Source organism: Klebsiella sp. GL120222-02, assembly GCF_003097195.1.
GTDB classification, from domain to species: domain Bacteria; phylum Pseudomonadota; class Gammaproteobacteria; order Enterobacterales; family Enterobacteriaceae; genus Klebsiella; species Klebsiella variicola.
Window position 1 is genome coordinate 200,225 of sequence record NZ_QEQO01000003.1, and the last position, 15,779, is coordinate 216,003.

12 protein-coding genes are annotated in these 15,779 nt (G+C 58.7%); 4 read left to right on the forward strand and 8 right to left on the reverse strand.

The window, feature by feature from the left end; translation table 11 throughout:
• Nucleotides 1-74: 74 nt before the first annotated feature.
• Nucleotides 75-2,825, forward strand: coding sequence for a two-component sensor histidine kinase BarA (barA, locus tag N438_RS10900; RefSeq protein WP_116696289.1), 2,751 nt, complete (start codon nucleotides 75-77; stop codon nucleotides 2,823-2,825).
• Nucleotides 2,826-3,054: 229 nt separating this feature from the next.
• Here barA and N438_RS10905 read toward each other — a convergent pair whose 3' ends face one another.
• From N438_RS10905 to syd, 8 genes are all read right to left on the reverse strand, one after another.
• Complete coding sequence (locus N438_RS10905; protein WP_032731169.1) at nucleotides 3,055-4,194, reverse strand: glycerate kinase; 1,140 nt, start codon at nucleotides 4,192-4,194, stop codon at nucleotides 3,055-3,057.
• Nucleotides 4,195-4,266: 72 nt separating this feature from the next.
• The gene (gudD, locus tag N438_RS10910; protein WP_008806250.1) at nucleotides 4,267-5,607 is read right to left on the reverse strand and encodes a glucarate dehydratase; all 1,341 of its coding nucleotides are present in this window, start codon (nucleotides 5,605-5,607) and stop codon (nucleotides 4,267-4,269) included.
• 17 nt (nucleotides 5,608-5,624) lie between these two features.
• Nucleotides 5,625-6,965, reverse strand: a complete 1,341-nt coding sequence (locus tag N438_RS10915; protein ID WP_116696290.1) for an enolase C-terminal domain-like protein — start codon at nucleotides 6,963-6,965, stop codon at nucleotides 5,625-5,627.
• A complete protein-coding gene (locus N438_RS10920) occupies nucleotides 6,962-8,320 on the reverse strand; it encodes an MFS transporter (protein WP_116696291.1) in 1,359 nt (452 codons plus the stop codon). The genes N438_RS10915 and N438_RS10920 overlap by 4 nt, the downstream gene beginning before the upstream one ends.
• A gap of 471 nt (nucleotides 8,321-8,791) precedes the next feature.
• On the reverse strand, nucleotides 8,792-9,235 hold the full coding sequence (locus N438_RS10925) for a flavodoxin (RefSeq protein ID WP_008806253.1): 444 nt from the start codon (nucleotides 9,233-9,235) through the stop codon (nucleotides 8,792-8,794).
• Between the two features lie 4 nt (nucleotides 9,236-9,239).
• Nucleotides 9,240-10,034, reverse strand: a complete 795-nt coding sequence (gene truC / locus N438_RS10930; RefSeq protein ID WP_008806254.1) for a tRNA pseudouridine(65) synthase TruC — start codon at nucleotides 10,032-10,034, stop codon at nucleotides 9,240-9,242.
• Nucleotides 10,034-10,363 (reverse strand): YqcC family protein, encoded by a 330-nt coding sequence (locus N438_RS10935; protein ID WP_008806255.1) that lies wholly within the window; start codon nucleotides 10,361-10,363, stop codon nucleotides 10,034-10,036. The genes truC and N438_RS10935 overlap by 1 nt, the downstream gene beginning before the upstream one ends.
• 632 nt (nucleotides 10,364-10,995) lie before the next feature.
• Nucleotides 10,996-11,541 (reverse strand): SecY-interacting protein, encoded by a 546-nt coding sequence (gene syd, locus N438_RS10940; RefSeq protein ID WP_012967324.1) that lies wholly within the window; start codon nucleotides 11,539-11,541, stop codon nucleotides 10,996-10,998.
• Nucleotides 11,542-11,609: 68 nt separating this feature from the next.
• On the opposite strand from syd, the gene queF reads away from it, so the two are divergent.
• From queF to N438_RS10955, 3 genes are all read left to right on the forward strand, one after another.
• On the forward strand, nucleotides 11,610-12,455 hold the full coding sequence (queF, locus tag N438_RS10945; protein WP_008806257.1) for an NADPH-dependent 7-cyano-7-deazaguanine reductase QueF: 846 nt from the start codon (nucleotides 11,610-11,612) through the stop codon (nucleotides 12,453-12,455).
• A 111-nt stretch (nucleotides 12,456-12,566) separates the two neighbouring features.
• The gene (gene ppnN / locus N438_RS10950; protein WP_008806258.1) at nucleotides 12,567-13,934 is read left to right on the forward strand and encodes a nucleotide 5'-monophosphate nucleosidase PpnN; all 1,368 of its coding nucleotides are present in this window, start codon (nucleotides 12,567-12,569) and stop codon (nucleotides 13,932-13,934) included.
• A 509-nt stretch (nucleotides 13,935-14,443) separates the two neighbouring features.
• Nucleotides 14,444-15,733 (forward strand): HAAAP family serine/threonine permease, encoded by a 1,290-nt coding sequence (locus N438_RS10955; protein ID WP_032731171.1) that lies wholly within the window; start codon nucleotides 14,444-14,446, stop codon nucleotides 15,731-15,733.
• Nucleotides 15,734-15,779: the final 46 nt, after the last annotated feature.

A 15,779-nucleotide genomic window follows, 5' to 3' on the forward strand; every position in this document is an offset into this window, starting at 1 on the left:
CAGGGCGGCAGTGCCACGAAGCGCACCGACGCGCACAGAACGATGATGTCTATATTCTCCCATAATGGAACCGCATGACCAACTACAGCCTGCGTGCTCGCATGATGATTCTGATACTGGCGCCAACCGTCCTGATTGGGCTGTTGCTCAGTATTTTCTTTGTCGCTCATCGTTATAACGACCTGCAACGCCAGCTGGAGGACGCCGGCGCCAGCATTATTGAGCCGCTGGCGGTCTCCAGCGAATATGGGATGAATTTGCAAAACCGCGAATCCATCGGCCAGCTGATCAGCGTCCTGCATCGGCGTCATTCGGAGATCGTGCGGGCCATCTCGGTGTATGATTCGCATAACCGGCTGTTTGTCACCTCCAATTACCAGCTCAACCCCAGCGAACTGCAGATCCCGAAAGGCGAGGCATTTCCCCGCCATCTCAGCGTCATCCGCGACGGCGACATCATGATCCTGCGCACGCCGATCGTCTCGGAAAGCTATTCTCCCGATGAGTCCCCCGAATCTGACGCCAAAATGCCGGGCAATATGCTGGGCTACGTCGCGCTGGAGCTGGATCTGAAATCAGTCCGCCTCCAGCAGTACAAAGAGATTTTCATCTCCAGTGTGATGATGCTGTTCTGCATTGGCATCGCGCTAATCTTCGGCTGGCGCCTGATGCGCGACGTCACCGGGCCTATCCGCAATATGGTCAACACCGTCGACCGTATCCGCCGCGGACAGCTGGACAGCCGGGTCGAGGGTTTTATGCTCGGCGAACTGGATATGTTGAAAAACGGCATTAACTCGATGGCCATGTCGCTGGCGGCCTACCATGAGGAGATGCAGCACAACGTCGACCAGGCGACCTCCGATCTGCGGGAAACCCTTGAGCAGATGGAGATCCAGAACGTTGAGCTGGACCTGGCGAAAAAGCGCGCCCAGGAGGCGGCGCGCATTAAGTCTGAGTTCCTGGCCAATATGTCCCACGAACTGCGCACCCCGCTCAATGGGGTGATCGGCTTTACCCGCCTGACGCTGAAAACCGATCTCAACGCCACGCAGCGCGACCACCTGACCACCATCGAACGTTCGGCCAATAATCTGCTGGCGATCATCAATGACGTGCTCGACTTTTCCAAGCTGGAAGCCGGGAAGCTGATTCTGGAGAGTATTCCGTTCCTGCTGCGCACCTCGCTTGATGAAGTGGTCACCCTGCTGGCGCATTCCGCGCACGATAAAGGGCTGGAGCTGACGCTGAACATTAAGAACAATGTGCCGGATAACGTCATTGGCGATCCGCTCCGTCTGCAGCAGATTGTGACCAACCTCGTGGGCAATGCGATTAAATTCACCGAGCACGGCAATATCGACGTGCTGGTGGAGCAGCGGGCCATCAGCAACTCGCGGGTACAGATCGAAATTCAGATCCACGATACCGGCATCGGCATCCCCGAGCGCGACCAGTCCCGACTGTTCCAGGCCTTCCGTCAGGCCGATGCCAGCATTTCACGCCGGCACGGCGGCACCGGGCTTGGGCTGGTGATCACCCAGCGTCTGGTCAAAGAGATGGGCGGCGATATTTCGTTCCACAGTCAGCCGAACCGCGGCTCCACCTTCTGGTTCCATATCAGCCTTGATCTCAACCCGAACGCCATTCCGGATATGCTGAACACCGACGGGCTGACGGGCAAACGTCTGGCCTATGTGGAAGCCAACGCGACGGCGGCGCAATGTACGCTGGAGATGCTGGCCGCCACGCCGCTGGAGGTGATCTACAGCCCTACCTTCTCCTCGCTGGCGGAAGCGCAGTACGACATTCTGCTGGTCGGCATCCCGGTCTCAATGCGCGATTTGTCGCCGCATCGGGAAAAATTAGTCAAAGCCTGCGCGATGTCTGACAACGTACTGCTTGCTCTGCCATGTCATGCCCAGGTCAGCGCCGAAGCCCTGAAGCGCGATGGCGTCGCTGCCTGCCTGTTGAAACCGCTCACTACCACCCGCCTGCTGCCGGCGCTGGTGGCCACCAATCATGCGCCAGCTTCCGCGCCGTTGACGCAGGCCGACAGTCATAAGCTGCCGATGACCGTGATGGCCGTCGACGACAATCCGGCTAACCTGAAGCTGATCGGCGCCCTGCTGGACGACCTTGTGCAGCAGGTGATCCTCTGCGACAGCGGCCAGCAGGCCGTGGACCAGGCCAAGCGGCTGCAGATGGATCTGATCCTGATGGATATTCAGATGCCGGATATGGACGGCATCCGCGCCTGCGAGCTGATTCATCATCTGTCGCATCATCAGCAAACCCCGGTGATTGCGGTCACCGCGCACGCCCTGGAGGGCCAGCGGGAGAAGCTGTTGAGCGCCGGCATGAACGATTATCTGGCGAAGCCAATCGAAGAAGAGAAACTGCACGCTCTGCTGCTGCGCTATCAGCCCAGCCTGCTCAGCGTCGCTCCGGCGGCGCTACCGCCCGCAGAGCCGGTCATCGACCATAACCTGACGCTTGACTGGCAGCTGGCGCTGCGTCAGGCCGCCATGAAGCCGGATCTGGCGCGGGAGATGCTGCAGATGCTGATCGCCTTTATGCCGGAGGTGCGTAATAAAGTGGAAGAGCAGCTGGTGGGCGAGCAGCCGGAAGGGCTGGTGGATCTGATCCACAAGCTGCACGGCAGCTGCAGCTACAGCGGCGTGCCGCGGTTGAAAAAGCTGTGCCACACCCTGGAGAGCCAGCTGCGGTCGGGTACCGCCGCCGAGGACCTGGAGCCGGAGCTGCTCGAGCTGTTAGACGAGATGGATAATGTGGCCCGCGAAGCGTGCCGGATGGGCGTGTAAACCCCGGATAGCGGCGCTACGCGCCTCATCCAGGCTACGCCCTACGGTCCAGTACTCGGTTGGTAGCCCCGGTAAGCGTAAGCGCCACCGGGGACGGTTCCCGGATCGCAGTGTTACGGTCCAGTACCCGATTGGTAGCCCCGGTAAGCGTAAGCGCCACCGGGGATGGTTCCCGGATCGCGGTGCTACGCACCTTATCCGGGCTACAAATACCACTGCGCCAACCGGGTTACCGCTTACCGCCCATCTGCAAAACCGCGGCGACGTTACGCGCCGTCATCCGCAGGTTGGCGGCGGCATTGGCCAGCGCTTCATCCAGGGTACAGATGGTATATAACACGCTGAATACCGCATCCAGTCCGTGCTGATGCACCACCCCGACATCGGCGGTAAGGCTGCCGGCAATCCCAATCACCGGGACGTTAAAACGCTTCGCCACCTTCGCTACCCCCACCGGCACTTTGCCGTGGATCGTCTGGCTATCGATACGCCCTTCGCCGGTGATCACTAAATCGGCATCCGCCACCCGCGTCGCCAGCTGCAGCGCATCGGTGACGATCTCAATGCCCGGGCGCAGCGTTGCGCCACAAAACGCATACAGCGCCGCCCCCATGCCGCCCGCCGCGCCACCGCCTTCCAGGCTCAGCACATCGATATCTAAATCACGGGCGATTATCCGGGCATAGTGCAGCAGGCCGCTGTCGAGGCGGTCGATCATCTGCGTCGTCGCCCCTTTTTGCGGGCCAAACACCGCGCTGGCCCCCTGCGGGCCGGTTAGCGGGTTGGTGACGTCGCAGGCAACCTCAATCCGGCAATCTGCCAGCCGCGGATCGAGTTCGCTAAGGTCGATACGCGCCAGCGTCTCCAGCGCGCCGCCCCCGGAGGCGATTTGCTGGCCGTCGGCGGTCAACAGTTTCGCCCCCAGCGCCTGCGCCATCCCGGCGCCACCGTCATTGGTCGCACTGCCGCCAATGCCAATAATGATCTGCCTCACGCCGGCGTCCAGCGCGTGGCGAATCAGCTCCCCGGTCCCCCAGGAGGTGGTCAGCAGTGGATTACGCTGCGCCGGGGGGACGCTCTCCAGCCCGCTGGCTGCCGCCATTTCGATAAAGGCGCACTGGCGATCGCCGGACAGCCCATAAAATGCCTCAACCGGTTCACCCAGCGGCCCGGTGACCGTCAGCGGAACCTGATGCCCGCCGGTCGCCGCCACCATGGCTTCCACCGTCCCTTCACCACCGTCGGCAACCGGCAGCTTGACGTACTCCGCGTCAGGATAAATCTCGCGAAAGCCTTGCTCTATCGCCGTGGCAACTTCCAGCGCGCTCAGACTCTCCTTCCAGGAATCCGGTGCGATCACTATTTTCATGTGCTGTCCTTACTCTGAGCCAACCCCTGGCGCTGTCGCGCAATGCCAGCCCCCGCAGAGGCCGGCGGCCATTTAGCGCACCATGCATGGACGCTTGTTGTCAAAGGTCCAGCCCGGGATCAGATACTGCATCGCCATCGCATCGTCGCGGGCGCCAAGACCATGTTTCTTATATAGCTCATTTGCCTGCATCACGCGGTCCATATCCAGCTCAACCCCCAGGCCCGGGGTACTCGGTACCTGCACCATACCGCCTTTGATTTCAAAAGGTTGTTTGGTCAGACGCTGATTGCCCTCCTGCCAAATCCAGTGGGTATCAATCGCGGTGATTTTGCCCGGCGCCGCTGCCGCGACATGGGTGAACATCGCCAGCGACACGTCGAAGTGGTTATTGGAGTGCGATCCCCAGGTCAGGCCGAACTCATGGCACATCTGCGCCACACGCACCGACCCCTGCATGGTCCAGAAGTGCGGGTCCGCCAGCGGGATATCCACCGACTGCAGGGACAAGGTATGGCCCATCTGTCGCCAGTCGGTGGCGATCATATTGGTCGCGGTCGGCAGGCCCGTCGCGCGGCGGAACTCGGCCATCACTTCGCGGCCAGAGAAACCTTGTTCGGCGCCGCATGGGTCTTCCGCATAGGCCAGCACGCCCTTCAGCTGTTTACCAATCTGGATGGCTTCCTCCAGCAGCCAGGCGCCGTTCGGGTCGAGAGTGACGCGGGCATTCGGGAAGCGTTTCGCCAGGGCGCTGATCGCCTCAGCTTCTTCAAAACCGGCCAGCACGCCGCCCTTCAGCTTAAAGTCGTTGAAGCCATATTTTTCATACGCCGCTTCCGCCAGGCGGACCACCGCATCCGGCGTCATCGCCTCTTCATGGCGCAGGCGATACCACTCGCACTGCTCATCCGGCTGGCTCTGATAGGCCAGCGGCGTGGCGTGGCGGTTGCCGACAAAGAACAGATAGCCCAGCATTTCGACTTCGCTGCGCTGCTGGCCATCGCCAAGCAGGGAAGCGACATTGACGCCAAGGTGCTGGCCCAGCAGGTCCAGCAGCGCCGCTTCAATCCCGGTTACCACGTGAATGGTGGTACGCAGGTCGAAGGTCTGCAGGCCGCGGCCCCCGGCGTCGCGGTCGGCAAACTGATTGCGCACCGCGCCCAGCACATTCTTGTACTCGCCCAGCGTTTTGCCCACCACCAGCGGCGCGGCATCTTCCAGGGTCTGGCGGATTTTTTCGCCGCCGGGGATTTCGCCGACGCCGGTATGCCCGGCGTTATCTTTGATAATCACAATATTGCGGGTGAAGTACGGGGCGTGCGCGCCGCTCAGGTTCATCAGCATGCTGTCATGGCCGGCAACCGGGATCACCTGCATGGTCGTAACAACGGGCGTTGAAGTGAAAGTCGTCATAGCATCATCCTTTTTAATTAGTGGCGGCCGAAAACGGGACGTTTGCGGTCGAATGTCCAGCCGGGGATCAGGTACTGCATCGGGCCTGCGTCGTTGCGCGCGCCGCCCGGCAGCGCTTTATAGGCCTCATGGGCTTTGCGCACCTGCTCCCAGTCAAGTTCCACGCCGAGTCCCGGCGCGTCTGGCACGGCAATCTTGCCGTGAATAATCTGCAGCGGATTTTTGGTCAGGCGCGCGTCGCCCTCCTGCCAGATCCAGTGGGTGTCAATGGCGGTGGGGTTGCCCGGCGCGGCGGCGCCGACGTGGGTAAACATCGCCAGGGAAATATCAAAGTGGTTGTTGGAATGGCAGCCCCAGGTGAGCCCCCAGTCGTCACACAGTTGCGCCACCCGTACCGCGCCGGAGAGCGTCCAGAAATGCGGGTCCGCCAGCGGGATGTCGACGGCATTGAGCATCACCGCATGGCCCATTTCACGCCAGTTGGTGGCGATCATATTGGTGGCGACCGGCAGCCCGGTGGCACGACGGAACTCGGCCATCACCTCCCGGCCGGAGAAACCTTGCTCGGCACCGCACGGATCTTCGGCATAAGTCAGGACATCCTGCAGCCCTTTGCACAGCGCGATGGCCTCATCCAGCAGCCAGGCGCCGTTCGGGTCGACGGTGATGCGCGCCTCCGGAAAACGCTTTTTCAGCGCCCACGCGGTGTCGATCTCCTGCTCGCCGGGCAGTACGCCGCCCTTCAGCTTAAAGTCTTTGAAACCGTAGCGATCCTGGGCGGCTTCCGCCAGACGCACTACCGCCTCGCTGCTCAACGCCTGCTGATGGCGCAGGCGGTACCATTCATGATCGCCCGGCGTATGGTCCAGATAGCCAAGGTCGGTTTTCTGCCGATCGCCAATATAGAACAGGTAGCCCAGCACGGTGACGGCATCACGCTGCTTACCCGGCCCCAGCAGCTCGCAGACCGGCACCTTCAGCACCTGGCCGAGCAGGTCGAGCAGCGCCGCTTCCAGCGCCGCCACCGCGTTAACCTTCAGTTCGAAGGTCCATGCCCCTTTGCCGAAGGTATCGAAATCCGCCGCCTGATTGCCTTTGTGCACCTGCTGCACTACGCGATTGAGTCGGGCGACCTCCTGGCCCACCACCTGCGGGATCGCCGCCAGCAGCGTCTGGTAGATAACCTCCCCGCCGGGCGCTTCGCCAACGCCGGTGTGGCCGGCGTTATCGGTCAATACCACGATATTGCGGGTAAACCAGGCGTTGTGCGCCCCGCCGATGTTCAGCAGCATGCTGTCGTGCCCGGCCACCGGAATGACCTTCATCTCTGTGATAATCGGGCTGGATTGGGTAGTCATGATGAGCGCTCCACCACAGGTTTCAGTTCGATGCGTTTGATATCGCCCACCAGCACCAGGTAGCTCAGCACCGCCACCAGGGCATGGATGCCGACGTAGATCAGCGCGCCGTTGAACGAGCCGGTGGTGCCAACGATATAGCCGATGGCGATGGGAGTGACGATACCGGAGATATTGCCGAACATGTTGAACAGGCCGCCGGAGAGACCGCTAATTTCTTTCGGCGCGGTATCCGCCATCACCGCCCAGCCGAGCGCCCCGATCCCTTTGCCGAAGAAGGCCATTGCCATAAAGCCGATCACCATCCACTCCACGTTGACATAGTTACACATCAGCATGGTCATGGAGAGCAGCATCCCCAGCACGATCGGCGTTTTGCGCGCGATGTTCAGCGAGCCGGTGCGGCGCATTAACCAGTCGGAAATCACCCCGCCCAGCACCCCGCCGACAAAGCCGCACACCGCCGGAACGGAGGCGACAAAGCCGGCTTTGAGGATCGACATGCCGCGCGCCTGCACCAGATAAACCGGGAACCAGGTGATAAAGAAGTAGGTTAAGGCGTTGATGCAATACTGACCGATATAGATGCCGATCATCATCCGCGATCCGATCAGCTGTCTGATCTGTCCCATTTTGACGCTAAACGGCACTTTCTGCGCGCTACTCTTCTGATCCATGTTGATCAGCGCCCCGCCTTCGGCGATATAGTCCAGCTCTTTCTGGTTCACGCCCGGATGGTTGTTCGGATCGTGGATCACTTTCAACCACACAAAGCTGATCACAATCCCCAGGCCGCCCATAAAGAAGAACACGTGCGACCAACCCACCTCATGCGTCAGCCAGCCCATGATCGGCGCGAAGATAACGGTGGCAAAGTACTGGGCGGAGTTAAAAATCGATACCGCCGTCCCCCTCTCCTGCGCCGGGAACCAGGCGGCGACGATACGGCTGTTGCCCGGGAATGACGGCGACTCGGCAAGGCCGACGAGGAAACGCAGAGTGAACAGCGCGATGATAATGCCAAAGCCGCTGAAGATATCGACGAAGCCCTGCAGCAGGGTAAACATCGACCAGATGAAGATCGACCAGAAATAGACGCGCTTCGAACCGAAGCGGTCAAGCAGCCAGCCGCCCGGGATCTGGCCGATGACATACGCCCATGAGAACGCGGAGAACACATACCCCATGCCAACAGGATCGAGGCCGATATCTTTGGCCATTTCCGAACCGGCGATCGACAGCGTCGCCCGGTCACCATAGTTAAAAGAAGTGACGATAAACAGCATCACCACTATCCAGTAGCGGGCGTTGGTGCGCTTTTCAGCCGCCGTCGCCGCCTGACTTAATGAACTCATTGTTGTACTCCTGAATCATAGCGTTTAGCTACGTTCATTCTGAACAGCACAACCTGTAGGGTAATCAGAATGACGTGGTCGTGTTTTGATAGTTGTCGTTATATCTGGCACTGCATTTATCACTGGCTGGAGCAGTATATGAAGAGGCACACCGCGGCTCACCGTGCATCTACACAGCTTTTACGCCGCTATTGCAGGTGGTTTGTGGCGAATGCCTGAAAGAATGGGGGGAAGTTCACGGAAATGAAAAACCAGCGCCGCTGGAGCCGCAAAGCACAGCAAAAAGGGCCGGAGTGTGAAATACCTCACTTGACCCGGTGAAACTGGCTGGCTTAAGCCATGATATTGCTAAGGATATTGTGGCGTTTGCCTAAAGGCGTGGCGCCAGGAACGCGCTACCATTTTGACGTCCGCGTATCTGGCCGCGACGTATTGAAAGAGCGCCCTCTGCGTAGGGAGAGGGCAGCGCTTTTATTCGAGCAGGGTGGCCCACTGCTCAACCCACGGATTGGAGACGCTCTCCGGCTCCGGGTCTTCGCTGGCGTCAATCTTCAGCATCTCGCCGATGCGCTTCGCGCCCTGCTCCTGCAGTAGCTGGTCGAACTTCAGCCCGCCGCCGCAAAAGTTAGCATAGGTGCTGTCGCCGAGCGCGATAATGCCGTAGCGCAGATGGGGCTGATACATATCTTTCATCCCCTCATACAGCGGAACAATGCTGTCCGGCAGATCGCCCTGCCCGGTGGTGGAGGTGACCACCAGCACATATTTACCCGTATAGGATTCCCAGTCGTTGACCTGCGGATCCTCGTACACGGTTGCCTTGTGTCCCAGTCCGCTGAGGATCGCTTCCGCTTCTTCCGCGACCAGCAGCGAGTTGCCGTACATGGTGCCGACAAAAATTCCGACTTCCGCCATGCTATTATCTCCCTGGATTGACCTTATTCCCTTCATCCTGACCGCAGTCGTCGGCAAACTCAACCCTTTCATTTAGCGGGAGAAGCCCGCGCCAGCCAAACTGCGACAGGGCGCGCATCCAGACCTCGTCAAAACCAGCGCGCAGGGTCAGAGGCTCGCCGGTAAAAGGATGGGTCAACGACAGCTCGCTGGCGTGCAGCATCAGGCGGTGACAGCCGAAATGTTCTGCGGCGCTGCGGTTTTGCCGCAGATCGCCGTGCTTGCTGTCGCCAAGGATCGGATGACGCAGATGAGCAAGATGGCGGCGCAGCTGGTGCTTGCGGCCGGTTTTCGGCTCCAGTTCCACCAGCCCGTAGCGAGTGGTGGGATAACGCCCGGTTGCCACCGGCATCTCCACCGTCGCCAGGCCGCGGTAGTGGGTCACCGCCGGCTGCGGATCTTTGTCCTCACGAGCAAATTTATCGGCGATTTTATCCAGCTCTTCCACCAGCGGGTAATCCAGCAGCGCTTCGTCCATCAGCCAGCCGCGGACGATCGCATGGTAGCGCTTCTGGATCTGATGCTGTTCAAATTGCTGCGCCAGCAGGCGGCCCGCCTCGCTCGACAGCCCCATCAGCAGGACGCCGGAGGTGGGCCGGTCGAGACGATGAGCGGTAAAAACGTGCTGGCCAATCTGGTCGCGCACGGTCTGCATCACCACCACTTTCTCGTCGCGATCGAGCCAGCTGCGATGCACCAGCCAGCCCGAGGGTTTATTGACCGCCACCAGCCAGTCGTCCTGGTAGATAATCTCCAGCATCAGGCCTGCTCACCGGCAAACAGCGCGTCTAACAGCAGAAGTTCCGCCAGCATGGATTCGCGGACCGGGTGGGCCTGATCCAGAGCCATCTCGTAATAAGGCGCAACGGCAAAATTTTGCGGCAGCGGCTGACCGCTCTCCAGCAGCTGGTGCATACGCGGGATCAGGACCCACTGCAGCCACTCCAGCGGCTCCAGGGTATCCAGGCAAAACGGCTTATCGCTGGCGAAGGCGCTGCTGTCCGGCGCCGTCGCCTGCCAGTGCTCTGTTTCGCGCAGCAGGGCTTCAATGGCGCGCAGGCGATCGCGCACGCTATCGTGAAGAGTCATGGGGAAACCTCGATGAGTTAAAAACCGGGCGCAGGATAGCAAATCCGCAGAAGAAATAAAAAAAGGGAGCACTGTATAAACAGTGCTCCCGGTTCGTTTTGCAGCATTCCCGCTACATTGGTGCTCCCTGCTCGTCCTTGAAAACTTTTCCTGAGGTCTCCTGACCAATGTTCATCCATAAACTCGCGCATCCTGCTTTCACACCACCCCGATGCGAAATGACTTATCCTTAAGTTTGTCCCGATCTTCCTGATCCACCGTTCATCCTGAGCGGCTCTCGTTCTCCATCCTGGAGGTGTCCATTACGCGTTCCTGCGTTATCCTTGCTTCATCCTGAAGCCTGTCCTTGCAACGCCATCCTGGCGGGTCCTGCAGAAGCGCCATCATCCTGATGTTCGCTTCATTTCGCGACTTCCTGTCGACAGACATAGGATCACTGATTCTGCCTCGTCTTACAACCCTTCTTGAGACAATCTCTTAAGATTAGTCCCCACTCAAAAGGACGAAAAAATTAAGATCTGATTTGATACCAATGACTTATAAAAAAAAGAAGGGATTAAATTTGCCTTAAATGATGACGATCTCTTACAGGTTTTGTAAGAGATCTCTCACAAACGACCAGGTAGACTGGATTACAGAACCGGCTCAAGGTGGTTGAGGAAACTCGCAAGCGAGGGGGAAAGCGTGATGCGTTTGGCGGTGCCGAGGGTCTCTTTGATCACCTCGCCGCTGAGATTACAGACGGAAATCACATCCCGTTCACTCTCGAGGGTGGCGATAAACAGCGTCGGCGCCAGCTTCAAGCGCTTCTGTACCACCAGGTGCCCGATTAAGTTTTCCTGCACCCGCTGGAAATCCTCTTCACTCCAGGTCTGCAGCAGCGTCAGCGTTTCGTCGGCAAACCGGCCGGTCATGTCGCCGGCAAACTGAGTGGTATAATAAGAATGAAGCGGCTGTTGTACCACAATATCCAGGGCGCGTTCAACCGCGCTGATATTTTGCGCCAGCGAAAACGGCTGCGGCTGCCAGAATACGGCCTCGCCTTGGGTATCAACGACGCAAGGCGACGGAACGCCGTAAAGCTCTTCACTGCGCGGCAGGCTGTTGCGCTGTTGCTGCCAGGCGGCGCAGTAACGTTGGGTAAAAGCGCGCAGCGCTTCTGCGGTCTGATGGTCCACCGGTTTCTCTCTTCACGTTAGACAGGATACACTGGAGAGATAGTGTACCCGCTTTACTATGGTGAAACATGTCTTCTTACGATAATCATCAGGCGCTGGCCGGCCTGACGCTCGGTAAATCAACCGATTACCGCGATACTTATGACGCCTCGCTGCTGCAGGGTGTCCCGCGCAGCCTTAACCGCGATCCGCTGGGCCTGCATGCCGATAACCTGCCGTTCCACGGCGCCGATATCTGGACGCTGTACGAACTCTCCTGGCTGAACGGCAAAGGCCTGCCGCAGGTGGCCGTCGGCCACGTCGAACTCCCCGACACCAGCGTCAATCTGGTGGAGTCAAAAAGCTTTAAGCTCTATCTCAACAGCTTTAACCAGACGCGTTTCGCCAGCTGGCAGGACGTTGCAGAGACGCTGACCCGCGATCTGAGCGCCTGCGCGCAGGGCGAGGTCAAGGTGGCGCTGTATCGGCTGGATGAACTGGAAGGCCAGCCGATTGCCCACCTGCACGGCGCCTGCATCGACGATCAGGATATCGAGATCGATAACTATCAGTTCAGCACCGACTATCTGCAGGGCGCCGCCAGCGGCAAAATCGTGGAAGAGACGCTGGTCAGCCATCTGCTGAAATCCAACTGCCTGATCACCCACCAGCCGGACTGGGGCTCGGTACAGATCCAGTATCGGGGGGCGAAAATCGACCGCGAGCAGCTCCTGCGCTATCTGGTCTCATTCCGCCATCATAACGAATTCCATGAGCAGTGCGTCGAGCGCATCTTTAACGATATTCTCCGTTTCTGCCAGCCGGAATCGCTTTCCGTTTACGCCCGCTATACGCGACGCGGCGGTCTGGATATCAACCCCTGGCGCAGCAACGGCGACTTTTCCCCCGCCACTGGCCGCCTCGCCCGACAATAATAAATAATTTCACAATATGCGTGCGTTTAGGCGCGCGCAAGGTTGTGGAAACGCCGCTCGCAGGGCTATTGTAATCACAGGAAGACCATAAGCGTCCTGTAAGGAGTTCACTTGATTACACATGTTAGCCCGCTTGGTTCAATGGATATGCTGTCGCAGCTGGAAGTGGATATGCTTAAGCGCACCGCCAGCAGTGACCTGTATCAACTCTTTCGCAACTGCTCGCTTGCTGTGCTCAACTCGGGGAGCCTGACCGATAACAGCAAGGAGCTGCTCTCCCGTTTTGAAAACTTCGATATTAACGTGCTGCGTCGCGAACGTGGCGTGAAGCTGGAACTGATCAACCCGCCGGAAGAGGCTTTCGTTGACGGGCGTATTATCCGTTCCCTGCAGGCCAACCTGTTCGCCGTGCTGCGCGATATCCTGTTCGTTTACGGCCAGATCCACAATACCGTTCGCTTCCCGAACCTCGATCTGGAAAGTTCGGTCCATATCACCAACCTGGTGTTTTCGATCCTGCGCAACGCCCGCGCGCTGCACGTCGGCGAAGCACCGAACATGATCGTCTGCTGGGGCGGTCACTCCATTAATGAAAACGAATATCTCTACGCCCGCCGCGTCGGTACGCAGTTGGGACTGCGCGAACTGAACATCTGCACCGGCTGCGGGCCTGGCGCAATGGAGGCCCCGATGAAAGGCGCCGCCGTCGGCCACGCGCAGCAGCGCTACAAAGACAGCCGCTTTATCGGCATGACCGAACCGTCCATCATTGCCGCAGAACCGCCGAACCCGCTGGTCAACGAACTGATCATCATGCCGGATATCGAAAAGCGTCTGGAAGCCTTCGTGCGCATCGCCCACGGGATCATTATCTTCCCGGGCGGCGTCGGCACTGCCGAAGAGCTGCTCTATCTGCTGGGTATTCTGATGCATCCGGAGAACAAAGCGCAGGTGCTGCCGCTGATCCTCACCGGACCGAAAGAGAGCGCCGACTACTTCCGCGTGCTGGACGAGTTTATCACCCATACTCTGGGCGAGTCCGCCCGTCGTCACTATCGGATCATCATCGACGATCCGGCGGAAGTGGCGCGGCAGATGAAAAAAGCGATGCCGCTGGTGAAAGAGAGCCGTCGCGAGACCGATGACGCCTACAGCTTCAACTGGTCGATTCGCATCTCGCCGGACCTGCAGATGCCGTTTGATCCGACCCATGAAAACATGGCCAATCTCAAGCTCTCCCCGGACCAACCGGTGGAAGTGCTGGCCGCCGACCTGCGTCGCGCCTTCTCCGGGATTGTCGCGGGTAACGTCAAAGAGGTGGGCATCCAGGCCATTGAGCAGTACGGTCCTTACAAGCTGCATGGCGATCCGGAGATGATGCGCCGCATGGACGATCTGCTGCAGGGCTTCGTCGCCCAGCATCGTATGAAACTGCCGGGCGGCACCGCCTATATTCCTTGCTACGAAATCATCGCCTGATTTCTCACTCTCCCGCCGGGGTATCTTCTGCAGCCTGCCCCCGGCGGGCTCTCTTCCTCTGACTTCCAGAACGCGCTAAAAACCTTTCTGTTATTATTCAGTCACCTGAATCATTTCTACATAGCCAATCGTTTGCGTTGGTAAAAACTGCGACAATTATCACTGCAAAAAATGGTTTTAAGCGCAAAAACGTCGACTACATCTCTTTTTTACAGTAAATCCCTCGTTATTACGCCGCTCCGCTTTTATCTCATATGCTGCAAATGGTAGCCTGCGCGCCACAAATCGCTGGCTGATCACCAGAAACAGGCTGTTGGACTAAAAATACGCACATTGAAAGTGGATTATTGCATTTGAGATCGCGATCACTGATGCATAAACCATATAAATGTATCTTTCCGGCCCAATTATTACGGAGAAAATTTCTAAAAAAACCGTAATTAAACGAATTTCATGTTACGCAATTGTATTTGTTCATTAGATTTTGTTGATTCCTCCAGGAGATACAGATGGAAACCACTCAAACCAGCACCATCGTTTCGGGCGAAACCCGCAGCGGATGGCGTAAAACCGACACCATGTGGATGCTGGGCCTGTACGGTACAGCGATCGGCGCGGGCGTCTTGTTCCTGCCGATCAACGCCGGCGTCGGCGGCATGATCCCCCTGATTATCATGGCGATTCTGGCCTTCCCGATGACCTTCTTCGCTCACCGGGGTATGACTCGCTTCGTCCTCTCCGGGAAAAACCCGGGCGAAGACATCACCGAAGTGGTGGAAGAACACTTCGGCGTAGGCGCAGGGAAGCTGATTACCCTGCTCTACTTCTTCGCTATCTACCCGATCCTGCTGGTGTACAGCGTGGCGATCACTAACACCGTCGAAACCTTCATGTCGCACCAGCTGCACATGACGCCGCCGCCGCGCGCCATTCTGTCGCTGATCCTGATCGTCGGTATGATGACCATCGTGCGTTTCGGTGAGCAGATGATTGTGAAAGCGATGAGCATCCTGGTGTTCCCGTTCGTTATCGCCCTGATGATTCTGGCGCTGTACCTGATCCCGCAGTGGAACGGCGCGGCGCTGGAGACGCTCTCCCTGAGCAGCGCCTCCGCAACCGGCAATGGCCTGCTGATGACCCTGTGGCTGGCGATCCCGGTGATGGTCTTCTCCTTCAACCACTCGCCGATCATCTCCTCCTTCGCGGTGGCCAAGCGTGAAGAGTACGGCGCAGGCGCCGAGAAGAAATGCTCCAGCATCCTGGCCCGCGCTCACATTATGATGGTGCTGACCGTGATGTTCTTCGTATTCAGCTGCGTCCTGAGCCTCTCTCCGGCGGACCTGGCGGCGGCGAAAGAGCAGAACATCTCGATTCTGTCTTACCTGGCAAACCACTTTAACGCGCCGGTTATCGCCTGGATGGCACCGATCATCGCGATGATCGCCATCACCAAATCCTTCCTCGGCCACTATCTGGGCGCCCGCGAAGGCTTTAACGGCATGGTGATTAAATCCCTGCGCAGTAAAGGCAAATCTATCGAAGTCAACAAACTGAACAAGCTGACCGCGCTGTTCATGCTGGTGACCACCTGGATTGTGGCGACGCTGAACCCGAGCATCCTCGGGATGATCGAGACCCTTGGCGGCCCGATTATCGCGATGATCCTGTTCCTGATGCCGATGTACGCGATTCAGAAAGTGCCGGCGATGCGTAAATACAGCGGCCATATCAGCAACGTCTTCGTGGTGATTATGGGTCTGATTGCCATCTCCGCGATCTTCTACTCGCTGTTCAGCTAATTCAGTCAATACCTCCCCCCGCGCCGCTTAACGGCGGCGCGCTTTC